The organism is Duganella rhizosphaerae, assembly GCF_040364205.1.
GTDB classification, from domain to species: Bacteria; Pseudomonadota; Gammaproteobacteria; order Burkholderiales; family Burkholderiaceae_D; genus Rugamonas; species Rugamonas rhizosphaerae.
Genome location: NZ_BPWK01000014.1, coordinates 136710 through 159650 on the forward strand (window position 1 = coordinate 136710; position 22941 = coordinate 159650).

General features: G+C 67.0%; 18 protein-coding genes and 1 pseudogene. 9 read left to right on the plus strand and 10 right to left on the minus strand.

Annotation, left to right across the window (positions count from 1 at the left end; translation table 11 throughout):
* Positions 1-116: 116 nt before the first annotated feature.
* Entirely contained in the window at positions 117-2156 is a 2040-nt protein-coding gene (locus tag RUGAMON1_RS25200; protein WP_445233100.1) for an alpha-L-fucosidase, read from the minus strand.
* Positions 2153-3817, minus strand: a complete 1665-nt coding sequence (locus RUGAMON1_RS25205; protein WP_445233101.1) for an alpha-L-fucosidase — start codon at positions 3815-3817, stop codon at positions 2153-2155. Before RUGAMON1_RS25205 ends, RUGAMON1_RS25200 begins: the two co-directional genes overlap by 4 nt.
* A 215-nt stretch (positions 3818-4032) precedes the next feature.
* Between RUGAMON1_RS25205 and RUGAMON1_RS25210 the strand changes: the two genes are divergently transcribed.
* Complete coding sequence (locus tag RUGAMON1_RS25210; protein WP_445233102.1) at positions 4033-5553, plus strand: tryptophan halogenase family protein; 1521 nt, start codon at positions 4033-4035, stop codon at positions 5551-5553.
* Between the two features lie 51 nt (positions 5554-5604).
* Entirely contained in the window at positions 5605-7812 is a 2208-nt protein-coding gene (locus RUGAMON1_RS25215) for a WD40/YVTN/BNR-like repeat-containing protein (protein WP_445233103.1), read from the plus strand.
* Between the two features lie 78 nt (positions 7813-7890).
* Here the strand turns inward: RUGAMON1_RS25215 and RUGAMON1_RS25220 are convergent, their stop codons facing one another.
* Positions 7891-11268 (minus strand): carboxylesterase family protein, encoded by a 3378-nt coding sequence (locus RUGAMON1_RS25220; RefSeq protein ID WP_445233104.1) that lies wholly within the window; start codon positions 11266-11268, stop codon positions 7891-7893.
* 152 nt (positions 11269-11420) lie between these two features.
* Here RUGAMON1_RS25220 and RUGAMON1_RS25225 point away from each other — a divergent pair, with 152 nt between their 5' ends.
* Positions 11421-11627, plus strand: a complete 207-nt coding sequence (locus tag RUGAMON1_RS25225) for a hypothetical protein (protein WP_445233158.1) — start codon at positions 11421-11423, stop codon at positions 11625-11627.
* A pseudogene (locus RUGAMON1_RS25230) lies at positions 11585-11800 on the plus strand (helix-turn-helix domain-containing protein); the annotation flags it as partial. The gene RUGAMON1_RS25225 and the pseudogene RUGAMON1_RS25230, both read left to right, overlap by 43 nt.
* A 284-nt stretch (positions 11801-12084) precedes the next feature.
* Here the strand turns inward: RUGAMON1_RS25230 and RUGAMON1_RS25235 are convergent.
* Positions 12085-12489, minus strand: coding sequence for a hypothetical protein (locus RUGAMON1_RS25235; RefSeq protein ID WP_445233105.1), 405 nt, complete (start codon positions 12487-12489; stop codon positions 12085-12087).
* A 198-nt stretch (positions 12490-12687) separates the two neighbouring features.
* On the opposite strand from RUGAMON1_RS25235, the gene phbB reads away from it, so the two are divergent.
* Together phbB and RUGAMON1_RS25245 are read left to right on the plus strand one after the other, a co-directional pair.
* Complete coding sequence (gene phbB, locus RUGAMON1_RS25240) at positions 12688-13410, plus strand: acetoacetyl-CoA reductase (RefSeq protein ID WP_445233106.1); 723 nt, start codon at positions 12688-12690, stop codon at positions 13408-13410.
* Between the two features lie 22 nt (positions 13411-13432).
* The gene (locus tag RUGAMON1_RS25245) at positions 13433-15514 is read left to right on the plus strand and encodes a [FeFe] hydrogenase, group A (protein ID WP_445233107.1); all 2082 of its coding nucleotides are present in this window, start codon (positions 13433-13435) and stop codon (positions 15512-15514) included.
* Here RUGAMON1_RS25245 and RUGAMON1_RS25250 read toward each other — a convergent pair.
* Together RUGAMON1_RS25250 and RUGAMON1_RS25255 are read right to left on the minus strand one after the other, a co-directional pair.
* A complete protein-coding gene (locus tag RUGAMON1_RS25250; protein WP_445233156.1) occupies positions 15489-16511 on the minus strand; it encodes a zinc-dependent alcohol dehydrogenase family protein in 1023 nt (340 codons plus the stop codon). The two genes, RUGAMON1_RS25245 and RUGAMON1_RS25250, sit on opposite strands and share 26 nt — an antisense overlap.
* A 26-nt stretch (positions 16512-16537) precedes the next feature.
* Positions 16538-18436 carry a pyruvate kinase gene (locus RUGAMON1_RS25255; RefSeq protein ID WP_445233108.1) on the minus strand — a complete coding sequence of 633 codons (1899 nt, stop codon included), beginning with the start codon at positions 18434-18436 and terminating at the stop codon, positions 16538-16540.
* A gap of 297 nt (positions 18437-18733) precedes the next feature.
* Here RUGAMON1_RS25255 and RUGAMON1_RS25260 point away from each other — a divergent pair, with 297 nt between their 5' ends.
* Genes RUGAMON1_RS25260 through RUGAMON1_RS25270 form a run of 3 tightly spaced genes read left to right on the plus strand, consistent with a single transcriptional unit; the run spans position 18734 to position 20130 of the window.
* A complete protein-coding gene (locus RUGAMON1_RS25260) occupies positions 18734-19072 on the plus strand; it encodes a DUF5335 domain-containing protein (RefSeq protein ID WP_445233109.1) in 339 nt (112 codons plus the stop codon).
* A 46-nt stretch (positions 19073-19118) separates the two neighbouring features.
* On the plus strand, positions 19119-19691 hold the full coding sequence (locus RUGAMON1_RS25265; RefSeq protein ID WP_445233110.1) for a rhomboid family intramembrane serine protease: 573 nt from the start codon (positions 19119-19121) through the stop codon (positions 19689-19691).
* A 22-nt stretch (positions 19692-19713) separates the two neighbouring features.
* Positions 19714-20130: an NUDIX domain-containing protein gene (locus tag RUGAMON1_RS25270; protein ID WP_445233111.1), complete on the plus strand. Its 417-nt coding sequence runs from the start codon at positions 19714-19716 to the stop codon at positions 20128-20130.
* Here the strand turns inward: RUGAMON1_RS25270 and RUGAMON1_RS25275 are convergent.
* Genes RUGAMON1_RS25275 through RUGAMON1_RS25290 form a run of 4 tightly spaced genes read right to left on the minus strand, consistent with a single transcriptional unit; the run spans position 20125 to position 22941 of the window.
* Positions 20125-20376, minus strand: a complete 252-nt coding sequence (locus tag RUGAMON1_RS25275; protein WP_445233112.1) for a universal stress protein — start codon at positions 20374-20376, stop codon at positions 20125-20127. The genes RUGAMON1_RS25270 and RUGAMON1_RS25275 overlap by 6 nt on opposite strands.
* A gap of 10 nt (positions 20377-20386) precedes the next feature.
* On the minus strand, positions 20387-20827 hold the full coding sequence (locus RUGAMON1_RS25280) for an Hsp20/alpha crystallin family protein (protein WP_445233113.1): 441 nt from the start codon (positions 20825-20827) through the stop codon (positions 20387-20389).
* A gap of 20 nt (positions 20828-20847) precedes the next feature.
* Positions 20848-21294, minus strand: a complete 447-nt coding sequence (locus RUGAMON1_RS25285; RefSeq protein WP_445233114.1) for an Hsp20/alpha crystallin family protein — start codon at positions 21292-21294, stop codon at positions 20848-20850.
* A gap of 12 nt (positions 21295-21306) precedes the next feature.
* A complete protein-coding gene (locus RUGAMON1_RS25290) occupies positions 21307-22941 on the minus strand; it encodes a bifunctional aminoglycoside phosphotransferase/ATP-binding protein (RefSeq protein WP_445233115.1) in 1635 nt (544 codons plus the stop codon).

The window sequence follows — 22941 nt, forward strand, 5'->3', positions numbered from 1 at the left end:
CCTCGCTCGTTGCCGGCTGTTGATACCATTGTGGGAGCAGCTGCAACCCGCCGCAATTGTGAAAACCACTAAAACGACATATGAAATTGCGCAGCCCGCCGTGGTTGACGCAACCGTCAGTCCGCGACCCGCAGAGTACGGATGGCGGCGGCCGGCCCATCCAGCTGCAGCGCGATCACGGTATCCATGGCGTCGCGCGCGCCCGGCGGCACGCTCAACTCGATGCCGCTGCCGGACTGGCTGTAGCGCACGGCGCCGCCGGCCAGCAGCGTCGCGCCGGTGATCCGGGCTGGCAGCGCCGGCAGCTTGAGCGTATCCCCCGGCCATTGCAGTACGTGCACGTAGATCGTGTTGCCGCTGCGGGTGGACGCGCCGTAGGCTCCGGGCAGGAACGGGCCGCCGCGCGTGCCGTAGATGCTCTGGCCGTGCTTACCCAGCCACGCGCCGATTTCACGCAAGCGCTGCGCCTGTTCCCCATCGATCCGGCCATCCGGACCCGGACCGACGTTCAGCAACAGGTTGCCGTCCCGTCCCGCGACATTGGCCAGCAGCTGCACATAGTGCTTCAGCGGCTTGGGCTTCATGTTCGGCTGGTAGCCCCATGCGCCGGCAATGGTGGTGCACAATTCCCACGGATGCTGGTCGTCATAGTCGCCCAGCGCGCCATCGCCTTCGCGTGAATGAAAATCTTCCGGCATGTCGGCGCGGCCGTTGACCAGCAACTGCGGTTGCAGCTTGCGCAATTGGCTGTAAACCTGGTCCGACTGCCAGCTGAAGCCGCCCGCATAGTGCTTGCCGTCGGCGCGCTTCTTCCAGCCTGCGCCCGCCTCCGCCCCGCCCCAGTCGCCGGCGAAACTGAGCCAGTCCGCTTCACCGCCGTCGAACCACAGCACGTCCAGCTTGCCGTAGTTGGACGCCAGCTTCTCCATCTGGCGATGGTATTGCGCGCGCATGGCCTCGGCGTTTTCCCGTTGCAGGTCCGGGAAGAAGAAGCCGGGGTAGCGCCAGTCCAGCGGCGAGTAATACAGGCCCACGCCCAGGCCCGCCTTGCGCACGGCCTTCACGTATTCGGCCACGAAATCGCGGTGCGCCGCGCTGTTGACGCTTGAGAAGGGATTGTCGCCATCGTCGAACATGGCGAAGCCGTCGTGATGGCGCGCCGTCAATACCGTGTACTTCATGCCGGCGGCCTTGGCCAGCTGCGCCCAGGCGTCGGCGTCGAAGTGTTCCGGCTTGAACTGGTCGGCCAGCTTGGCGTATTCGCCCACCGGGATGCGCTCGTTCCATTGCACCCACTCGCCACGCCCGGGGATCGCGTACAAGCCCCAGTGGATGAACATGCCGAAGCGCGACTGCCGCCACCAGTCGATGCGGGACGCCGCTTCGGCTTGCGCGACCGGCTGGTCCCGCTTCAGCAAGGCTTCGATATCGGGACGCATCGCCGCAGCGAACACCTTGTAACCCTGTTCCGACATGTGCAGGAAATCCGGTTGCAGCGCGGCCGACAGCGTGCCGTCCGGCGCCACGAAGCGCGCGCCGTAGTCATGGAAGAACACGGTCCTGTCGTCGCCCAGCGTTTGCACCATGCGGTTCAGCGCCAGCACGCGCTGGCGTCCATCCTCGTCCGGCGTCCGGCCTTCCGGCAGCACCGCGTTAAGCAGAATGCGCGCGGCGGGATACTGGGCGCGCAGCCGCGCCACCACCGCCTCGATGCCGGCGAATACCTGCTGCGGCTGTTCGTTGCACAGGTTGATGTTGTTCACGCCGATCATCAGCACCACCAGCTTCGGCTTGACGCCGGCGATGGCCGGTTGCTGCAAACGCCACAGCACGTTGCCCGTATGGTCGCCGCCGATGCCGAAGTTGGCGGCCTTCATGCCGCCGAAATTCGCCTCCCACTGCGCTTTCGGCCACATTTCAGTGAGCGAGTCGCCGACGAACATCACGTCGATGTCGCCTTGGGCGGCGCGGTTCACCTGTTCGTCCAACATTTGATGCCAGCGCGCGACCGACATCCACGGATACTCGACGGTGCGCGGCGCCGCAGCGATCGCGCAAGGCGGATCGACGGCGGCGTGCGCGGTCGTTGCGGCGGCCCAGGCCAGCAGCGGCGCCAGCACGAACGGCGCCATCTGTCTGCAGAGTCGACGCATCATGCCACCTTCAGCGCAAAGGCATAGGGCAGCGCCGGCCGGTTGGGCGGCAGCGTCACCTGCAGGCCGTCGGCGGTCTGGCTGAAGACCAGCGCCCCGCCCCGGCCCAGCAGCTCGACCCGCTGCACGCGCTGCTTCAGGTGTCCGCCGCCGGCCCGCATCGACTTGATCAGCACCTTGCCGTCGTCCGGCCAGCCCATGACAAACGCATACACCGCGTTCTTGCCGGCCGTGAAGCGCACATCCGCCGACGAAAACGGCTTGCCCTTGCCCTCGTTGAAGCCCGCGCCCGACATCGGCGCCGCCGCCTCTTCCATCACCGGGCCTTCGCCGAACACCGACCATGGCCGGGTGTCGTAGATGCCTTCGCCGTTGGGCGCCATCCAGCGGCCGATTTCCTCGACGATGGCGCGCTCCTGCTCGTCGATGGTGCCGTCGCCGCGCACCGGCACGCTCAGCAGCAGGTTGCCGTTCTTGCTGACCACGTCGATCAGCGTCTGCACCACCGTCTGCGCGCTCTTGTAAGCCTTGCCGTCATACACGCGCCGGTCGTAGTGCCAGCTGCCGATGCAGGTGCAGGTTTGCCACGGCAGTTCTTCGATCTTGTTGCTCTGGCCCCGCTCGATGTCCCACACCATGGACTTGCGCTGCACCTCGTTCAGGATCTTGCCGTTGACGACGGCCTCCAGCTGGCCTTTGCTGGCGATGCTGCGGTTGTACATATGCGCCATCAGGCGCGGGCCGACGTCGCTCCTCACCGGCCACAGCGGCAGCACGGTGTCGTCGTAGTACACCAGGTCGGGATCGTAGGAATCGATCAGGTCGACCGTGCGCTGGTACAGCTTGTCGCCATACGCCTGGTCCGGCACCGCCGCGCCGCCGCCCCAATGCCACTGTTCTTCATACACGCCGCCGTCGCCCCCGGCCTTGCTGCGCGGGTGGCGCTGCGCGTACAGCGCCTGCGGATCGCGGCCGTCCCACCACTTGCCGTTGCCGTCGGCGCGGGTCAGGTTGCCATCGTAGGGGACGCCGGCATATGCGCCGCTTTTGTCCGCTCCCTGCGCCACTTCGTACCAGGTCCATGCGTGGGCGGCGTGCACGCTGACGCCAAAGCGCAGGCCATGCTTGCGGGCGGCCTTGCTCCAGCCGCCGACCAGGTCTTTGCGCGGTCCTACGCTGGTGGAGTTCCACTCCGGCTGGTGCTTGCTGCGATACAGGTCCAGATTGTCGTGGTGGTTGGCCAGCGCGACAAAGTATTTCGCCCCGGCTTTCTTGTACAGCGCCACCAGCGCATCCGGGTCCCAGCGTTCCGCCTTCCACTGGTGGATCACGTCCTTGAAGCCGAATGCGGACGGATGGCCGTATTTGTTCAGGTGGTGGCGGTAGGCGTCGCTGCCTTCTTCATACATGCCGCGCGCGTACCAGTCGCCGAACTCGGGTTCGCATTGCGGCCCCCAGTGGGCCCAGATGCCGAATTTCGCGTTGCGGAACCAGTCCGGCGTCCGGTAGGCCGACAACGACGTCCAGTCCGGGGTAAATGGCCCCTTGGCCATTGGCAGGCGCTGGTCGGCGCCGGCGTCGGCCTCGGCGGCTCGTACGTACGGCAACATGGTCGCCGCCGGGATGGCCGCCGCCAGGTGTTGCAGAAGTTTTCGTCTCTTCATGATTTCCTTTTTTTTGCGTCTCTCGCCTGGAGATATACCGCGATGTTGCCCTGAGCAGCCCACCCGCGCAATTATGAAAACCACCAAGCCCGCTCATGATTCCTCTGCAACTGTGACGAATTTCATTCCGCCAGTTGCTGATTTTCGCAATTGCTGCGCCGGCCCGAAGCACTGAGAATCGATCCAAACAAAAAATAACATCAGGGAGATCCAATATGTCCGGACAGAATCCGATCCGTAAAATCGTGATCGTCGGCGGCGGCACCGCCGGCTGGATGACGGCAGCGCCGCTGACGCTGGGCGTGGGTCTGGCATGCGACATCACGCTGGTGGAGTCGCCCGATATCGGCTCCGTCGGCGTCGGCGAGGCCACCTTGCCCACGCTGCGCCATTACAACCAGGTGCTGGGCATCGACGGCGTCGACTTTGTCAGGAAGACCCAGGCGACGTTCAAGCTCGGCATCGAATTCAAGGACTGGGGCCACCTGGGCAACCGCTTCTTCCACGGCTTCGGCGACTACGGCCCCAAGATCAGCAACGACTCGCCCCACATGGTCTGGCTGCGCCTGGCGCAAGCCGTCAAGGACATGCCGCCGCTGGAGGCATGGTCGACCGCGGCCGCCATGGCGCGCGCCATGAAGTTCGCCGAACCCTACGGCGACCAGCCGGCGGCCAGCAACGCCTATTCGTATGCCTTCCACTTCGATGCCGGCCTGTACGCCGCCTATCTGCGCGACTATGCGGTGCAGCGCGGCGTCAAGCGCATCGAGGGCACGATCGTCGACGTCGAGCAGCACCCGGAAACCGGCTTCATTACCGCCGTCAAACTCAAGGACGGGCGGCGTTTCGAAGGGGATCTGTTCATCGATTGCTCGGGTTTCCGCGGCTTGCTGATCGAGGGCGTGTACCAGGCCGGCTACGACGACTGGAGCGCCATGCTGCCATGCAACAGCGCGCTGGCGGTGCCATGCGCCAGCGCCGGCGTGCTGACGCCCTACACCACCTCGACCGCGCAGAGCGCGGGCTGGACCTGGCGTATTCCGCTGCAGCACCGCACCGGCAATGGTCACGTCTATTGCAACGGCTTCACCAGCGACCAGGACGCGGCGCAGACGCTGCTCGCCGGCCTGGACGGCCGTGCGCTGGACGAGCCGCGCCAGTTGCGCTTCACGACAGGCCGGCGCCGCAAGTCGTGGATCAAGAACTGCGTGGCCATCGGCTTGTCCAGCGGCTTCCTGGAACCGCTGGAATCGACCAGCATCAACATCATTGAAAACTCGGTCGGCTGGCTGCTGGAAAATTTCCCCGACCGCGACTGCAGCCCCGCGCTGGCGGACCAATACAGCCGCCTGATGTCGGAGCGCTACGAGTTCGTGCGCGACTTCATTGTCCTGCACTACAAGGTCACCCAGCGCACCGACTCGGAATTCTGGCGCTATTGCGCCGACATGGCCATCCCCGACACGCTGCGCCACCAGATCGAACTGTTCCGCGAAACGGGCCGTGTGGCGATTTACGACGCCGAGGGCTTTTCCGTGTCATCCCATCTGGCGATCCTGATGGGGCTGGGCGTGACGCCGAAGCGCTACCACCCGCTGGCCGACACGATGGACGTGCAGGCGCTGTTGAACCATTTCGTGCGGGTGCGCCAGACCATACAACAAACCGTGGCTGCCATGCCGGACCACGGGCAATACCTCCGTCAATTGACGGCGGCGCCGGGCAGCAAAAACTGATCGGTGCACACACCCTGGTTGTATCGACCAATAAATAAGGAGGAGCGCTTTATGAAGAAACAACTTGCTTGCTCGATCGCCGTCGCGTCCGCACTGGCGCTGGCCGGGATCGTCCCCCGGCCGGCGCAGGCGGCCAGCTATACCTGGAACAATGTGAAGGTGGTGGCCGGCGGCTTCGTCGACGGCATCATCGCCCATCCGGCCCAGCAGGGCCTGTTCTATGCCCGCACCGACATCGGCGGCGCCTACCGCTACAACAACGCCACCAGCAGCTGGCTGCCGCTCAACGACTGGACCACCCCGTCCAACTGGCACGAGATGGGCATCGAGTCCATCGCCGTCGATCCCCACAATGCGAACATGCTCTACATGGTGGCCGGCATGTACACCCAGAACTGGGACGGCAACGCCGCGGTGCTGGTGTCGTCCAACCAGGGCGCCAGCTTCAGTTCGTTTCCGCTCAGCTTCCGTACCGGCGGCAACGATGACGGCCGCAACGCCGGCGAAAAACTGCAGGTCGATCCCAATCTCGGCTCCGTGCTGATGTACGGCACCTTCAACGACGCGGCCCAAGGCGCCACCAACGGCATCTGGAAGAGCATCAACAGCGGCCAGAGCTGGACCCGGCTGGGCGGCTTTACCGCGCTGAGCAACGACGGCAGCGGCGCCGGCGTGGCCTTCGTCACCTATTACCAGCCGTCGGCCGGCACCGGCAGCGCGACCCCGACCGTGTTCGCCGGCGTCTCCACCGCCGGCGCCGCCTCGGCCGGCGTCACGCTGTACAAGAGCACCGACGGCGGCAGCCACTGGTCGGCGGTTGCGGGCGGCCCCAGCGGCCAATATCCGAACCACGGCCAGGTCGGCCCGGACGGCAATCTCTACATCAGCTACGGCAACGCCATCGGCCCCAACGGCATGACGACCGGGCAGGTATGGAAATACAGCATCGGCGGCAACACCTGGCAAAACATCACGCCGCCCAACCCGAACAACTACTCGTTCGGCTACGGCGGCCTGGCGATCGACCCGAAGAAATCGGGCGCGCTGGTGGTCATGACCATGGACCGCTGGTGGCCGGGCGACACCATGTTCCGCAGCACCAACGGCGGCTCCAGCTGGACCGACGTGGGCGCCGCATCCACCCGCGATCCGAGTCTGTCGCCATGGGTGAAGTTCGGCGCCGCCACGGCCGGCTTCGGCAACTGGGGACAGGTCGCGATCGATCCGTTCAACTCGGCGCATGCGATCTACGGCACCGGCCAGACCGTGTGGGCCACCAATAACCTGACGGCGGCCGACAGCGGCCAGGCCACCAGCTGGACCATCGGCGCCAACGGCATCGAGGAAACCGCGACGCTGGCGCTGATCTCGCCGACCGCCGGCGCGCCGCTGATCAGCGGCCTGGGCGACATCTGCGGCTTTGTCCACACCACCCTGACGGCGTCGCCGCCGGCCGGCATGGTCAGCAACCCGATCTGCGGCAACGGCACCGGCCTGGACTACGCCAAGTCGCTGCCGGCCAAGATCGTCCGGGTCGGCACCGGCGGCTCCGGTGTGTTCGGCGCCGTCTCCACCAACGGCGGCACCAGCTGGACCCCGTTCGCCAGCCAGGCCGGCTCCGCCAACGGCGACGGCACCGTGGCCATCTCGGCCGACGGCGGCACCATCGTCTGGGGACCGAAGGACGTCGCCCCGGCGTACTCGACCAACAACGGCGCCAGCTGGACCTCGACCGGGCTGCCTGTCAGCGCATCGTGGCAAATCATGTCGGACGGCCTGAACGGCAACCTGTTCTATGCCTACAACGCGGCCACCGGCATCTTCTACGCCAGCGCCAACAAGGGCGTCAACTGGTACACGGCCGCCTCCGGGCTGGCCAGCGGCGGCAAGGTGACGGCGGTGACCGGCAACCAGGGCGACGTCTGGCTGGCCAGCTCGTCCGGGCTGTACCGCAGCACCAGTTCCGGTTCGGGCTGGAGCCAGATGTCCGCCGGCGTGGTGACGGCGGCCACCTCGGTCGGCTTCGGCAAGGCGGCCGCCGGCGCGTCCTTCCCGGCCATCTACCTGGCCGGCACGGTGAGCGGCGTGACGGGCCTGTTCCGCTCCACCGACACCGGCAGCAGCTGGGTGCGGATCAACGACAACGCCCACCAGTGGGGCGGCTACAGCCTGGTGGTCGGCGACCCCAGGACCTTCGGCACCGTGTACGTGTCGCCTAACAGTGGCCGCGGCATCCTCTACGGCACCTCGCCCAATTAAGCGGCGGCCCGTCTGAGCCAACCCCGTACCGTCGCGCGCCGACGGTACGGGGTTTTTCATGGCCGCGCCCGACCGCTGTTACGGCAGCTTCTCGAGGATCACCGCCGCGCCGCCGGCCGCCGCAAGCCGCAACGACAGCACATCGCCGGCCTTCAGCTTGCGTTCGACGCGCCGCACGTCATTCGGCGAGCTGCCGTCTTCCCACACCATGGCGCGGTAGCGTCCGGGCGGCAGGAAGTCCAGCGCCACGCGCTCGACGCTGCCGCCCTTGGCCAGGTCCGCCGTCATCGCGCCCAGGTACCAGCTGCTGCCCTTGCGACGCGCCAGCACGATGTCGCGCCCTGGCGTGCCGGAGATGAAACGCGTCTCGTCCCATGCCGTCGGCACGCGCTGGATGAAATCGAATCCGGCGGCGTCGCGATACGCGTCCGGATCGTCGGACACCATCTGCAGCGGGCTGTCATACACCACGTACATGGCCAGCGCCTGGCCGCGAGTGGTCTGCGACTGCGGCATCAACTCGCGCACCGCGAAGCTGTCCGGCGTGGCGTTGTGGAAGCCGCCGGGCGTGTAGTCCATCGGGCCGGCCAGCATGCGGGTGTAGGGCAGCATCAGGTTGTGCTGTGGCGTGATGGTCTTGCCCATCTTGTTCCACTCCGCGCCGCGCACACCTTCCTGCGTGATGAAGTTCGGGTAGGTGCGCTGCAGCCCGGCGGGAACATAGGCGCCGTGCAGGTCCAGCAGGAGTTTGCGCCTGGCCGTGGCCTCCGCGATGCGATGGTAGAACGCGATCATATCCTGGTCGTCGCGGTTCATGAAATCGACCTTGACGCCCTTGATCCCCCAGCGGACATAGGTATCGAGCACTTCGTCCATGCGTGGCGCGACATGCTCCCAGTGCGCCCACAGCAGCAAGCCGACGCCCTTGGCGGCCGCGTAGCGCACCAGCGCCGGTATGTCGATGCCCTCGGCGGCACGGGTGATATCCGTGGTCGGCAGCGCGACCCAGCATTGGGGACCGGAGCCCAACGCCCAGTTGGCGTCGATCAGGTAATACGGCAAGCCAGCGGCGGCGGCGAAATCGATATACCGTTTATAGCTGTCCATGTCCGGCTTCATGCCGGCCAGCGGGCCCGAATACCAGTCCCACGCGGCCTTGCCCGGCTTTACCCAGCTGAAGTCTCCCGTCGGCGGCGGATTCAGGTTGCCGATCAGATTCGACGCGATCAGGTCGCCTTCGCGGTCGCCCATCATCACCACACGCCAGGCCGTGGTCAGCCCGGCCGCGGACTCGAACGCAGGCGCAGGCCGATTCGGCGGCACCGACAGGCGTACCTGCAACGCATCGCCCTCGCGCCACAGCGACGCGCCGGTGTAGCCGGCCAGGTTGGCCTGGGTGATGGCGTAGGCGGTGCGCCCGGCAGGCGTGGTGCAGACCATCGGCACGTCGTAGGCCTGGCCGCTGCGCAGCTGCGTCACCTTCATGCGTTCGAACGGGGATTCGTGCGCGCCGTCGACCACCGACACCAGGCATTCGGGATCGCCGGCCGGGACGAAGGCGGTTCGTTCGCCGCGCAGGCGCACCGGTTGCGTATCGTCGAGGCGATAGCGGAAGGCGACGCCATCGTCGTAGGCCCGCACGTCGATCAGCAGGCGACGGCCGTCGGCCGAGCTTTCGCGGAAGGCCAGCGTGGCGCCGCGATAGCGGTCCGGCGCCGCGGCGGCCTTGGTGGCGACCAGCGGGATCACCTGGTCGACCTCAACGTCGTCGCGCCGCTCCAGCGCCAATGTGCCGAACGCGGGCGCGCCGTCCAGCTCAAGGCCCAGCGGCGACGAAGCGATGACGGTATGGCCGCCGCGTTGAATTGTGAACCTGCTGGCGTCTTCTTCAATCTGGATGGCGATACGCCCGTCCGGCGACGAGACGACCACCGGCGCCGCGACCAACTGCGGGAACATGGAAAGATCCGGCAGCGGCGCCGCGTCACCGATGGACAACACCGTCGCCATCGAGCCGTCGAATATCGGCCATGCGGCCAAGCCTTTTCCAGACGGACTTCCGGTGCGCGCAAACTGGATCACGGTGTCGGCAAGTTGCGCCGCCAATCGTCGATCTGCCGGCGACCAGGCGCGCCCATCGACGTCCAGATTGTCGAGCAGGTACTGGATTTCGACGCCATGGCCCACGCCGCAACCCCAGTTGCAAGGCGTCGATGGCTCTGCCGGCCGGTGCGCAAAGAAATAGACGTAGGACCGGGAGCGGCCGTATTTCGATTGCAGCGCCGCCCAGTACGCCATGCGCCAGCCCCACCAGTCATTGATGAGCTGATGGATGGAGGCTTGCGCCTGGGCGTCCGTGACGCCGGGATAGGCCGTCAGCAGCCTCTCGGATGGCGCATAGCCCAGCAGATTCGTCACCTGTCCGCGGTGGCCGGCCGCCGTGAAATCGCCGGTACCGAGGATTTCCGGCGCCAGGTCCTTGCCTTCCTCGGCCACCCATCCCGCCAGCAAGGGCACGTCATTTTGGCGGTGGTTGCGATAGATGGTGGCCATATCCTCGTGCAGCAGATGGCCGTCGACATAGGTGCGCGGCAACCATGCCGGCTTCTGCAGGTCCTTGACGCTCATCTTGCGCAGATCCGCCAGATGTTGCGCACCGACGGCCTGGGCGAGAGCCTGGCCTTTTGCTTCGGCGGCGGCCTTGTGGTCGAAGCGGTGATCGTCGCCGGGGTTGATGGGCAGGGCGTCGTTGCCGCTTTCTGCGATGGCGCGATGAAATAGTCCCTTGGCCAAAGGCGACGCCACCAAGATCGCCACCGATTCACCGCCGGAGGAGTTGCCCATGATGGTCACGCGGTCAGGATCGCCGCCAAAGGCCGCGATGTTGTTCTTCACCCAGCGCAACGCTGCGATCTGGTCAAGGATGCCCTGGTTTCCGGACACGTGGTCGGGCGATTCCGCCGACAGTTCCGGATGCGCAAAGAAGCCGAATATGCCCAGCCGATAATTCAATGTGACTACGACGGCCCCGCGCTGTGCCAGATTGGCGCCGTTGTGCAGGGGTTGCGCGGCGGTGCCGCCGTATAAACCGCCGCCGTGTATCCACACAATGACCGGAAGTTTTTCGGCGCGTTCAGGACTCCAGACGTTGAGATAGAGGCAGTCTTCGCTTTTAGGATTCGAAATCCATTCAGCGGTCTGGGCACAAGCAGGGGAAAAGTTGCGGGCTTGCTTGACACCCTTCCACGGCACGACCGCTTGCGGCGCCCGCCAACGGAAAATCCCGACCGGCGGCGCCGCGAAAGGAATCCCCAGATAGGTCTTCAGCTTGCCGGCTTGCACGCCGACGACGTCACCGCCGGTGACTTTCACCGGGCCCGTCAGCTGGGCGGCATGCCCGAAGTGGGCCGCCAGGCACAGTGCGGCCAGGATGAGCGTACGAAAATGCATCATCATTACTCTCGTGAAAACGGCAATGGTACTAGCTATCCATTGCCGAAAAGGTATGATTTTCGACAGCCGTGATTATGGAATCTATCAATCGGGCCAGATCAAGTTCCGGGATTTCAGTCATACTCGGTCCCGCTCCCGATCATTTGCGAGGCCCCATGCTCCAGCCACCTCCCCTGCCGCCGTCCGACACCATATCCCGGGTTGTGGTGCGCTCCAGCATGGGCCGGGCGTGGAACGGTTACGGCGCGGAGTTGTTCACCGTCTCCGTCGGGCTGCACGCGATCGCGGCACGCCCGCATCACCGCGTCGCCGTGCATGTCGGCGCGGCGGTCAAGGCGAGCTGGCCGACATCGCCGCCCTGAGCGTGCCGCACTTCAGCGCGCTGTTCCGCCATACCCTGGGCATGCCGGCACATCAGTACGTGGTGCGGCGGCGCGTCGAACGCGCCCACGCCCTGCTCCTGCATAGCAAGCTCAGCCTGAGTCAGGTGGCGCTCGACGTCGGCTTCGCCCATCAGAGCCACCTGGCCCACTGAATGAACCGCATCCTGGGCGTGACGCCCGGGGATGTTCAGCAGGCTGCCTGAGGTCTTGCCCAGGCGGCGATGACGTCGATGACTATTCATGTGCTGTGCCCCCTGTTAAACAAAACCCATCATAGGCCAACGTCGTCAGGCTGCGCCGCAAATGGTTCTCGCCGCCCTACCCGGCCGATACCGTCGTGGAGGTGTCGGCCCTGTACACGCCGGAAGCCCACATCGAGATCGAAGCCATCGCCGCGCTGCGCGAAGGGCCGGCAAGATGAGGACTCCGGCTCACCTCAAGGCTCCCAGTAAAAGTACAGCTCATGCGCGCCGCGTCCCCTGACGTCGGCGGTTTTCGACAAGGTGTCGCCGTGCACTGTCGCCGAGATGCGGTAGCGGCCGGGCTCGAGGTTCAGATAGCAAATGGGTCCGGGCGAGGTAAAACTGGCGACGGGCTTGCCGGCCTTGTCGCTGACCGTCACCGCGACATCGGCCTGATACTCGCCCGTCCCCTTGGTCGCAAAGGTCAACAGCAGGTTGTGATCCGGGCGTTCCACGGCCATCGACTCCCGCTCGTCCAAGCCGACTCCGCTGCCGCCTTCACACGCCCCCGATTGCACGGCCTGATTGACATCTGCAGACTTCGCTATGCCGCAACACGCGCAACCCAGGACCAACGCCATACTCATCAAGATTCTCATGATTGCTCCTCCCTGTATAAGTCCCAGCGGCGACATTCTTCACAATAGGTCAGCGAAGAAAATACGGAAGATGGCGACTTTGATACAGGTCAAAACGACACCGGTACGCAGCTTCATTTCTGGGTGCCCTGACCTAGCATTCATCGTGCGGCACATATTTTTAATCTCTTTCGACGCGCTCACCCGGGGAGCTTACTCATGCAACGCACAGCGCTCGTTACAGGCGGCAGCCGCGGATTGGGCCGCGCCATCTCCATCGCATTGCATGCGGCCGGCCATCGGGTCGCCGCCGTCTACCTGAGCAACGAAGGCGCGGCGCAAGCGTTCTCCGACGCCACGTCGATACCCGTGTTCCGCTGGGATGTCGGCGATTTCGATGCCTGCCGCAAGGGCGTCTGCGCGGTCGAGCAGCAACTCGGGCCGATCGGGATCCTGGTCAACAATGCCGGCATCACCAGCGACGCCGTGCTGCACCGCATGACACCCGATCAGTGGACGCGGGTTGTTGATACCAATCTTGGCTCGGTGTTCAATATGTGCCGCCACGTGATCGAGGGCATGCGTGCGCGCGGATACGGCCGTATCGTCAACATCAGTTCGGTCAACGGCGAAAAGGGACAGTTCGGGCAGGCCAACTACGCGGCCGCCAAAGCCGGCATACTCGGCTTCACCAGGGCACTGGCGATCGAGGGGGCGCGCAAGAACGTCACGGTCAACGCGGTGGCGCCGGGCTACTGCGATACCGACATGGTGGCGGCGGTTGCGCCCGACATACGGCAACAAATACTGAACGGCATCCCCGTCGGCCGGCTCGGTACGCCCGACGACATCGCCCGGCTGGTCGCCTTCCTGGCCGACGATGCCAGCGGCTTTATCACCGGCGCCACCTTCGATGTCAATGGGGGACAATATATGGGTTAGCGTTGCACACAGCTGTTTTAAAATGATCAAGCTCACCGTGAACGGCATCGCTGTCGAGGTCATCGACGGCGCCACTTACCTCGACGCCGCGAACGCCGCGGGCGTCCACATCCCCACGCTTTGCTATCATCCGAGGCTGCCCTCGCATGGCGTCTGCCGCATGTGCCTGGTTCAGGTCGAAGGCCAGTCCCGCGCCCAACCGGCCTGCATTACCAAGGCAAGCGCGGGCGATGTGGTCGACACCGCATGCGCCGACCTGCAGCGCTTCCGCGACCAGGACGCGCAATGGCTGTTGGCGCGCCACCCGAACGACTGCATGCGTTGCGAAGTCAACGGATCCTGCAGGCTGCAAAACCTGGTCAGCGAAAACCAGTGGGAGGATCGCTGGGAAAAGATCCCCATCGGTTCCGTCACCCACCCGGAACATCGCCTGAGCGACCACACTTCGCCCAGCATCTGGCGCGACTTGTCGAAATGCGTTGAGTGCGGCCTGTGCGTGGAGGCTTGCGGTGTGCATGGACAACAGCAGTACGTGATCGGCTTCGCCGAGCGCGGATCGGACCGCTTGCCTGTCACCGTGTTCGATCGCCCGCTGGCCAATACCGGCTGCATCTCGTGCGGACAGTGCACGCAGGCCTGCCCGGTCGGCGCGCTGATCGAAACACCGCACTGGCATCAGGTCCTGCAGATCCTGGCGCAGCGCCGCCGCACCTCCGCCGTGCAGGTTGCCCCCGCCACCCGCGTCGCCATCGGCGAGGAATTCGGCATGGCGCCCGGCACGATCAGCACCGGAAAGATGATCAGCGCGCTGCGCCAGCTGGGTTTCGACTACGTCTTCGACAGCAATTTCGGCGCCGACCTGACGATTATGGAAGAAGCGACGGAGCTGCTTGAGCGGCTGAAAACGCCAGACGCCGGGAATGCGAAACTGCCCTTGTTTACTTCCTGCTGCCCAGGGTGGGTGAACTGGGTCGAAATCAACCGCCCCGATCTGCTGCCCCACCTGAGCACGACCAAGTCGCCGCAGCAGATGCACGGCGCGCTGACCAAACGCGGCGCCTTCGCCCGCTCGCTCGGCCCGGCATTCGCGGCAGGCCAGGCGGAGCCGTACGTGGTCAGCGTCATGCCGTGCACCGCCAAGAAGGACGAGGCGGTCCGGCCGGGCATGTCGGGCGACATCGACCATGTGGTGACCACGCGCGAACTGGCCAGGATGATCAAGGCGCGCGGCATCGCCTTCCATGCGCTGCCGGACGACGGCGCCTTCGACCATCCCTTGGGCGCAAGCACGGGCGCCGCGCAGATCTTCGCCGCGTCGGGCGGCGTGATGGAGGCGATGGTGCGCACCGCGGCGCACTTGCTCGGCATGGAACAGGCCCTGCCGCTGGAGTGGCAGCCGTTGCGCGGCGTGGATCAAAGCGTCAAGTCGGCGGAGATACCGGGCATCGGCCGGGTCGCCATCTGCAACGGCATCGCCGCCGCGCAGCGCATGTTGCAGACCGAGACGTGTCGCCAGCAGTTCGTCGCCGTCGAAGTCATGGCCTGCACCGGCGGCTGCCTGGGCGGCGGCGGCGAACCGAAATCGATGGACCCGCTGGTGCTGGAAAAGCGCATGCGGGCCGTCTACGCCATCGATCAACAGGCGCCGCTGCGTCGCTCGCACGAAAATCGCGACGTGCAGGCGCTGTACGCCGGGGAGCTGCACGCGCCCGGCTCCAAACGCGCACGGGAACTGCTCCACACCAGCTACGCCGCGCGCCGTTCCACGCGCCTGTTGCTGATGCGGTTTCTCGACTGCGTCGACCGCCGCGACGGCGCCGGCGCGGCCGCCCTGTGTCATCCCGATGCGACATGGTCCACCGCCTCGCCGTTCGGGGAAATCCGGGGGGCGGCAAACATCCGCGCGCTGATCGATACGCGCCTGCCAGCGCGCAAGTATGGGCCGGACTATGCCCGCCACCGGATGGCGTCCGCGGCGGATACGGAAAATCTCGACGTCATCACGCCGGACGGCGGGCGATGCGCGTTCCGGCTGGCGGTACAGCATACGGCTCAAGATGGCGAATCGCCGCTGGTGATCACGCGCCTTGAGCGGCTGCCGTGAGGCCCGCCTCCGGCACCAGCACGGCGGCGCCATCGAACGCGCCGGCGCGCAGGTCGGCCACCGCCTCGTTTGCCCGCAACAGCGGATAGACCACCGGCGCGGTGCGCAGCGCATGCTGTTCGGCCAGTTGCATGAAGGCGACGCCGTCGGCGCGCGTCAGGTTGGCCACCGAGCGCACGCTGCGTTCGCCCCACAGCAGCGCGTAAGGCATGGACGGCAGGTCGCTCATGTGGATGCCGGCGCAGACCACGGTCGCGCCCTTGGCACAGGCGGCGAGCGCGCGCGGCACCAGCGCACCGTCGGCGGCAAACAGGATGGCCGCGTCCAGCGGCGCCGGCGCCGGCCCGTCGGAGGCGCCCGCCCACACCGCGCCGAGCGTGCGCGCGAACTGCTGCGAGCGCGTGTCGCCGGGACGGGTAAACGCGTACACCTCGCGCCCCTGGGCCGATGCCAGCTGCACCACGATGTGCGCGGCGGCGCCAAAGCCGTACAGACCCAGCCGGCGCGCCGCGCCCGTCATCGCATACGCACGGTAGCCGATCAAGCCGGCGCACAACAGCGGCGCCGCATGCGCGTTGTCGTAACCCGCTGGCAGCGGCAGGCAGTAGCGGGCATCGGCCAGCGTGTAGCCGGCGTAGCCGCCATCCCTGTCGTAGCCGGTGAAGCGGGCTCGGTCGCACAGGTTTTCGCGCCCGGCGCGGCAGTATGTGCAGGTTCCGCAACTGTGGGCCAGCCACGGCACGCCTACCCGCTGGCCAACCCGCAGGCCGCCCGCGTCCTCACCCAGCGCGCGCACCTCGCCCACGATCTCGTGCCCGGGCACCACTGCGTGGCGGTGCGGCGGCAGCTCGCCGTCCAGCAGATGCAGGTCGGTGCGGCAAACGCCGCAGGCCAGCACGCGCAGCAGCACATCATGGCCGCGCGGCCGCGGCACCCGGTGCTCCCGCGCCTGCAATTGCGCGCCGGCGCCGGGCTGCTCCAGCACCATGGCCGTCATATGCCCGGGGATGCGGGCCGGCGCGCTCAATGAGGAGCTGCCCATGGGCGCTCCGATCCGCCGGCGCTTCCCCACTGCGCCAGGCGCAAGCTGCGCAGCATCGACTGCTTCTTCGACTGGTGCTGCTGCATGCGCCGCAGGATATCGTCGAGCATGCGCACCGCGTCCAGGACGTACGGTCCCTTGTTGAGCATGACGCATTCGGCGCGGTCGGACATGGCGGCGTCCGTGACCTCGGCGCGCGACGGCATGCCGCGCTGCGCCAACGACTCCAATACCTGGGTCGCCCAAATAACGGGCACGTGCGCCGCTTCGCAGATCCATAATATCTCTTCCTGCACTTCCGCCAGACGCTCGAAGCCGCATTCGACCGCCAGGTCGCCGCGCGCGATCATGACGCCGCAGACCGGCGAACGCAGCGCCATCAGCAGCATCTCGGGCAGGTTCTGGAAGCCGCGCCGCGTTTCGATTTTCAACACCAGCGGCAACTGCGGTCTGCCCAGTCGCGCCAGGTGGCGCTGCAACAGGGCGACGTCGTCGGCGGTGTTGGCGAACGACAGCTGCACGATGTCCGCGTGCGCAGCGATGAACTCCAGGTCCGCCAGATCCTTCGCCGTCAACGCCGCCAGTTGCAGCGCGCTGTCCGGCAGATTGATGCCCTTGTCCGCGCGCAAGACCGAGCCGCCCGGCGCCGCTTGCGTGACGAGCACCTGAACGAAGCCCGCCTCCACTTTGTTGACGACGCCGCCGATCTTGCCGTCATCGAAAAAGATGGCGTCGCCGGGCCGCACCTGCTCCAGCGCCTGCGGCAGCGTGCAGCCTATGGCCGCGGGCGCCGCGTGCCGGCCGGCCTGGCCGGTCTGCGCTTGACGTCCCGGCGTGGAGTTGGGCGCGACGATCAGGCGGTCCCCCTTGCGCAGCCGGATGCCGCCCTCCGCCTGCGGCAGCGTCCCCAGGCGCGCTGCTCGGCGTTTGCGCGGCACGTGGCGGCCGGCGTGGCGCAGCACGGTATCGGAGGTCAGATACATGGTGCGGTCGGCCTCGGCCCAGCAGCCGCCCGCATCGACCGCGACGACCGTCAGGCTGCGCCTGCGGCCGCGCGCGTCGGTCAGCTTCACGCGGGCGCCGACGCGCAGCCGGCGCAGCCACGCCTGCGGCAACGCCAGGTTCGCCGCAGCCGCCGTTGCCGGCCGGGCCGCGGTGTCCACCGCCAGCCATACGCGCGACTTTGCCGTCACGCGGCCGTATGCATCGCGCACCGGCCTGATCTTGACCACCGCAGGCCCCGCCGCCACCGGGCCGGTGCGCATTTTCGGCCCGGCCAGGTCCATCGCGACCCGGCAGCGGCGGCCAAGCGCCTGCCCGGCACGTCGCGCATGGCCGATGATGCGCGACCAGCACTCCGCGTCGTCATGCGCGCAGTTGATGCGCAGGCACTCCGCGCCCGCCGCCAGCAGTTGATGGACCAGCTGATAATCGTCGGCCGCCGCCGCCGGCATGGTGACCATGATGCGCACGCCGCGTTCGGGCGCCGCGCCGCCCAGCAGCGCCTCGGCCTGCTCGCGCAGCAGCGCGGAACCCCGGTCGAAGTCGCCGCAGACGGACGGCGACGGCTGCCATGGACGCCCCAGCGCGCGGTGCAGCATGGTGAGCACGGCATCGACCGTGGCCAGCACGTGCGACTCCGCCCGCCCCAGCGACGACAGGCCCATGCGCGCCAGGCGCTGCTGCAACGGGCGCAAGTCGCGCCGCCGCAGCGCCAGGTAAGCCGCCAGATTGGCGGCGCCATGGCGCTGATTGTCGTGCGCCGCAGCGATGAGCGGCTGCTGTAACGCAGCCTCGTCGACGATTTCTGCACGCAGCTCGACCAGTTCCTGGGCCAGCGCGTCGAGCGCGGCCATGTCGCGTTGATCGAAATCGCCCATCGTGGCCTTTCAGCGATGCCGTTTGCGCTCAACGCGGCAGCGTCGGGTTTTCACTATCGGTAACATGGCATCCTCTCATTCAAGCGGTATCACGGAGTCGCTGGCCATGTCGGACGCATGCCATGCGACTCGCCCATACTACCGTCGCGCCTCCCGCATCGTTGCCAACCTGCGTCAATTGGGAGCGCCGAACCGATTGCCGGCGCTGCGGTCCCATTGCCCTGCCGGCGATGCGCGATGAACTCCCGCAAACAGGGCAGGTCCAACCTTGATGACCAATTCCGGTGGAGAGCCATCATGACCAACACCATCAAGCTTGAACGGGCGGCCTGGAAAACATATTTTGACAATATTTCGAAACAGCTGGCCGGCGGACAGGTCGAAATTGAAATCGCGTCTCTTGATCTGGGCCACCAGATCGCCGCCGAATGGCTGCCAATGCTAGGCGTGACCTATGATGAGAAAAACGACCTGCTCGCGATCATGGCGGAAGGCCTCGACCATATGATCCGCCATCCGCGTGAAGTGTTTGTCGAGCGCGAGGGCGTCAGTCTGCGCTCCATCAACGCGATCGACAGCGACGGCGCGAGCCAGATCATCCGGTTCAGGGAACCGCTCGCGCTGCCGGCGGCCTAGGCCCCGCCGCCGCTGATTTGGCAACGACCATATTGTGGAGCGCGCCATGCCGTGCACGCGCCTGCTGATCTCGCTGACCACGGCTGGCTTCATGCTTGAGCTGGCGCTGGGCGAGAGGTTCGGCATCGCGCTCGCGTTGTGGCCGCTGGGCCACGGCTTTATGCCCTGGCAGTTGGTGACCTATTGCCTGCTGCACGGCAGTCTCTCGCATCTGCTGTTCAATTTGCTCGGTTTATGGATGTTCGGCCGCGCCCTGGAGGCGGAGTTCGGCCCGTCCTTCCTGCTGGTCACATACTTCGCGAGCGTGCTGTCGGCCGGCGCGACGCAGCTGCTGTTCAACAGCCTGAGCGGCGCGACCATGCCAACCATAGGCGCATCGGGGGGCGTGTTCGGCTTGCTGCTGGCGTTCGGCGTGAGTTTCCCACGGCGCGTCGTGGTGCTGCTGATTCCACCGCTGCCCTTGCCGGCCTGGCTGGCCGTCGCGCTGTATGCGGCCGTGGAGCTGCTGCTCGGCGTCACCGGCCGCACGCCCGGCGTTGCGCACTTCGCCCACCTGGGCGGCATGCTCGGCGCTTACCTGGTGGTTCGCCGCCGACGGCGTGCCTCGGGTGAGCCATAGGCCAAGCGCCAGGCAGCGCACCATGAAACAACGCCTGCTGTCGGCCGGGATGGTGATACGGCGCCGCGACGCCAGCGGCTGCCGCTTCCTGCTGCTGCGCTGCTATCGGAACTGGGAGTTCCCCAAGGGCCTGGTCGAACCCGGTGAAGATCCGTGGTCCGCAGCCCGTCGGGAGGTGCTGGAAGAAACCGCGTTGAACGAACTCAGTTTTCCCTGGGGGCGCGCATTTCACGAAACACCGCCATATGGGCAAGGCAAAGTGGCGCGCTATTACCTTGCGCTGGCCCATTCCGACGTCGTACACCTTCCCGTCAATCGCCAGCTGGGCCGCGCTGAACACCACGCGTTCCGCTGGCTGAGCTATGACGACGCACGCAAGCTGCTTCCCTCCCGGCTGCAAACAGTGCTCGACTGGGCCCATGCGATGGGCCCGTCATAGCCGCAGCCGCGTGCCCAGCGCCGCCACCGCTTCCATGCAGGTGCGTGCGCGCGCCCGGGCGTGCGCGCCATAGGCGTCGGGCGTGTCGGCCAGCACCTCGGCCCGGGTGCTCAGCACATGGAACGGCGTGGTCACGTGCAGCACCGTGAGCCTGGCGCCGATGTCATGGGCGAACCGCACGCACGGTTCCGCGGCTGCGATCGACGGCGCCTCGCCGTCGGTGGGAAACAGGATATGCCGGAACATGGCGGCCTCCCTAGCTGACCGGCACTAGGCCGCGCGGCCGGCCGGCCTTGGGCAGCACCAGTTTGAGCACGCCATGGCGGAATTCGGCGCTGGCCTGCCCGGCATCGACTTCCTGCGGCAGCCGCAGCATGCGGTAGCGATGCCCCGCGTAGCGTTCGTGCCGCAGCAGGCTGCGTCCTTCATGCTGGACGTGGTCGGCCTTGCCCTTGGCACGGATACGCACGCGGTCGCCTTCGACCGCCACTTCGATGTCGCCTTTGCCGGCGCCCGGCAGCAGCGCCAGCACCGTGTAAGCCTTCGGGTCTTCGCTCAGCTGCACGCGGATCTGCTGGTTCAACTGGCGCACCGCGTGCCGGAAGCGCAGCCGCTGCCACGCTTCGCCCAAGCCGCGCAAGGGGTGCAACCGGGTCAGCGCGCGGCGCGCTGACCCATCTGGCAATGCGGGATTCATGGCTGCTCCGTGCGTCGCGGTTACTGGATCGTCAGCCGGGTGCCGCCGGCGCCCGGCTTCTTGGGCAGCGTCAGGTGCAGCACGCCGTCTTCGTAACGCGCCTGGGCCTGGGCCTCATCGACCTCCTGCGGCAGCGTGAAACTGCGGTAGCACTGGCCGGCGTGCCGCTCGCGCCACAGCAGGCCGTCCTGCTCCTGCTCCGTCGTTTGCTCGGACTGGGCGCTGAGCGACACCTGGCGGCCGTCGATCGACACTTTGATGTCTTCCTTTTTCACGCCCGGCATGTCGGCCTGGACTTCGTAGGCCTGTTCGTTTTCCTCGACATCCATGCGGATGCTGGATCCCTGCGCCGCCGGCCAGAACGACTCCATGCCGCTGTCGCGGAATGCGTCCTCCAGTGCCCGCAGCGGCGCGAACAGGTCGAGTGCGGCGGCGGGAGCGAAGCGGGTCAACGAATTGTTTGCCATGGTCGTTCTCCTTCAAAATCGTGGATGGGAATGACCAATATTGGCATCTGCATGCGGCGTTTCCCTGCGCTGGATCAAACGGGCGCGGATCCGTGCCGCCAACGCTTCAGCCTCGACGGCACTCCATCGGCCGCTGGTATCGACAAACAATGCCTGCGCCTGCTCGTCCGCCTGCAAGGACTGCAGCGTGCGCCGCTGGTGAGCCACCAGTTCGACGCCGGCGTCCGACGCCTGCGGTGGTTCGCCGTCACGGGCCGCCAGCCGCGCGAACAGGCTCACGTCGTCGGTCGCGGTGGCGAGCAGCAGGCAGCCTGCGTGCAGACGCCTGGCCAGCGTGAACAGGCGCCGCCGCTGCCAGCGCTGCAGGAAGGCGGCGTCCAGCAGCACCGGCAGCCCGGCAGCGGCCGCGCCGCACGCCAGACGCAGCAGCCGGGCGTATGCCTGTTTGTCGGCTACGGCGGTGTAGATGCCGGCGCCGGGTCCGGCCGCCGCGCGCTGGTCCTCAGCCAATCCGTGCAGGCGCTTGCGTTCCACGTCCGAACGCACCCGCACGCCCGCCAGCGGTTCGACCAGACTGTCGCACAGCGTCGACTTGCCGCTGCCGGAGCGGCCGTGAGTGGCCAGCAGCACCGCCGGCGCCGGCTTGGCGGCGCGCAACGCCCAGTCCAGGTAGCGGCCGGCCTCGGCCGCGCCGGCGCGACCTCCATCCGGCATGTGCCGGCCCGCCAGCAGCGCCACCTTGGCCCGCACCAGCGCCCGCTGGCAGCGGTAGTAAGGCAGCAGCGCCAGACCGTCGTAGTCGCCGCCGCGTTGCAGATAGGCGTCGAGCAGCCGGGCGGCCAGGTCGTCGCGGCCGTGGCATTGCAGATCCATGCACAGGAACGCCAGGTCCTGCTGCACGTCGATCCAGCGCAGGCCGGGATTGAACTCGACGCCGTCGAAGGCCAGCACCCGGTCCGCCAGCGTCAGCACGTTGCCGCAATGCAGATCGCCGTGGCATTCGCGTACCCAGCCCGCCGCCAGGCGGCGCGCGAAGCGGCCGGACAGCCTTGCCTGCTGCCGCGCGAGCCAGTCGGCCAGCGCGTCCAGCGTCGCGTGCGCCGGTGACGCCGGCGCCAGCAGCGCGCGCACTTCGTCCAGATCGGCGCCGGTGCGCGCGCCGATGGCGGCCGCGTGTCCCCAGGGCGAGCCGGCCGGCGCGCGCGCGGCGGCGGCGTGAAAATCCGCCAGCACCGCACCGAAGCGCCCTACTTCGCCGGCAGTGAGCTGCCGCTGCGCCAGGCGCCAGCTCCACAGCGCGCGCTGGTCGAAGCGACGCATGCGCACCGCGTAGTCCAGCACGGGTTGGCCGCCGAACTGCGGCGCGCGCCAGTGCCCGCCGACCTCGGCCAGCCCCAGGTACAGCTGCGGCGCCAGCCTCCGGTTCAGCCTCAGCTCTTCCTCGCAGCAACGGCGCCGCGTGGCCGGATCGCCGTAGTCCAGCCAGCTGTTGCGCAGCACCTTCTTGAATTTGCAGGCCTGCGCTCCCGCCAGCAACACCCACGAGATATGCGTTTCCATCAGCGAGCCGTGCAGCCGCCGCGCCAGCGCATGCAGCATGCGCCGCTGCCGCAGCGCGGCGCGTTCGAGTGGCGCACCGCCGTTCAT

What these genes read in the sequence shown, in the direction of transcription:
- RUGAMON1_RS25200 (WP_445233100.1), bottom strand. Translation starts at nt 2,156, where the DNA reads ATGATGCGTCGACTCTGCAGACAGATGGCGCCGTTCGTGCTGGCGCCG.
- RUGAMON1_RS25205 (WP_445233101.1), bottom strand. Translation starts at nt 3,817, where the DNA reads ATGAAGAGACGAAAACTTCTGCAACACCTGGCGGCGGCCATCCCGGCG.
- RUGAMON1_RS25210 (WP_445233102.1), top strand. Translation starts at nt 4,033, where the DNA reads ATGTCCGGACAGAATCCGATCCGTAAAATCGTGATCGTCGGCGGCGGC.
- RUGAMON1_RS25215 (WP_445233103.1), top strand. Translation starts at nt 5,605, where the DNA reads ATGAAGAAACAACTTGCTTGCTCGATCGCCGTCGCGTCCGCACTGGCG.
- RUGAMON1_RS25220 (WP_445233104.1), bottom strand. Translation starts at nt 11,268, where the DNA reads ATGATGATGCATTTTCGTACGCTCATCCTGGCCGCACTGTGCCTGGCG.
- RUGAMON1_RS25225 (WP_445233158.1), top strand. Translation starts at nt 11,421, where the DNA reads ATGCTCCAGCCACCTCCCCTGCCGCCGTCCGACACCATATCCCGGGTT.
- RUGAMON1_RS25235 (WP_445233105.1), bottom strand. Translation starts at nt 12,489, where the DNA reads ATGAGAATCTTGATGAGTATGGCGTTGGTCCTGGGTTGCGCGTGTTGC.
- phbB (WP_445233106.1), top strand. Translation starts at nt 12,688, where the DNA reads ATGCAACGCACAGCGCTCGTTACAGGCGGCAGCCGCGGATTGGGCCGC.
- RUGAMON1_RS25245 (WP_445233107.1), top strand. Translation starts at nt 13,433, where the DNA reads ATGATCAAGCTCACCGTGAACGGCATCGCTGTCGAGGTCATCGACGGC.
- RUGAMON1_RS25250 (WP_445233156.1), bottom strand. Translation starts at nt 16,511, where the DNA reads ATGACGGCCATGGTGCTGGAGCAGCCCGGCGCCGGCGCGCAATTGCAG.
- RUGAMON1_RS25255 (WP_445233108.1), bottom strand. Translation starts at nt 18,436, where the DNA reads ATGGGCGATTTCGATCAACGCGACATGGCCGCGCTCGACGCGCTGGCC.
- RUGAMON1_RS25260 (WP_445233109.1), top strand. Translation starts at nt 18,734, where the DNA reads ATGACCAACACCATCAAGCTTGAACGGGCGGCCTGGAAAACATATTTT.
- RUGAMON1_RS25265 (WP_445233110.1), top strand. Translation starts at nt 19,119, where the DNA reads ATGCCGTGCACGCGCCTGCTGATCTCGCTGACCACGGCTGGCTTCATG.
- RUGAMON1_RS25270 (WP_445233111.1), top strand. Translation starts at nt 19,714, where the DNA reads ATGAAACAACGCCTGCTGTCGGCCGGGATGGTGATACGGCGCCGCGAC.
- RUGAMON1_RS25275 (WP_445233112.1), bottom strand. Translation starts at nt 20,376, where the DNA reads ATGTTCCGGCATATCCTGTTTCCCACCGACGGCGAGGCGCCGTCGATC.
- RUGAMON1_RS25280 (WP_445233113.1), bottom strand. Translation starts at nt 20,827, where the DNA reads ATGAATCCCGCATTGCCAGATGGGTCAGCGCGCCGCGCGCTGACCCGG.
- RUGAMON1_RS25285 (WP_445233114.1), bottom strand. Translation starts at nt 21,294, where the DNA reads ATGGCAAACAATTCGTTGACCCGCTTCGCTCCCGCCGCCGCACTCGAC.
- RUGAMON1_RS25290 (WP_445233115.1), bottom strand. Translation starts at nt 22,941, where the DNA reads ATGAACGGCGGTGCGCCACTCGAACGCGCCGCGCTGCGGCAGCGGCGC.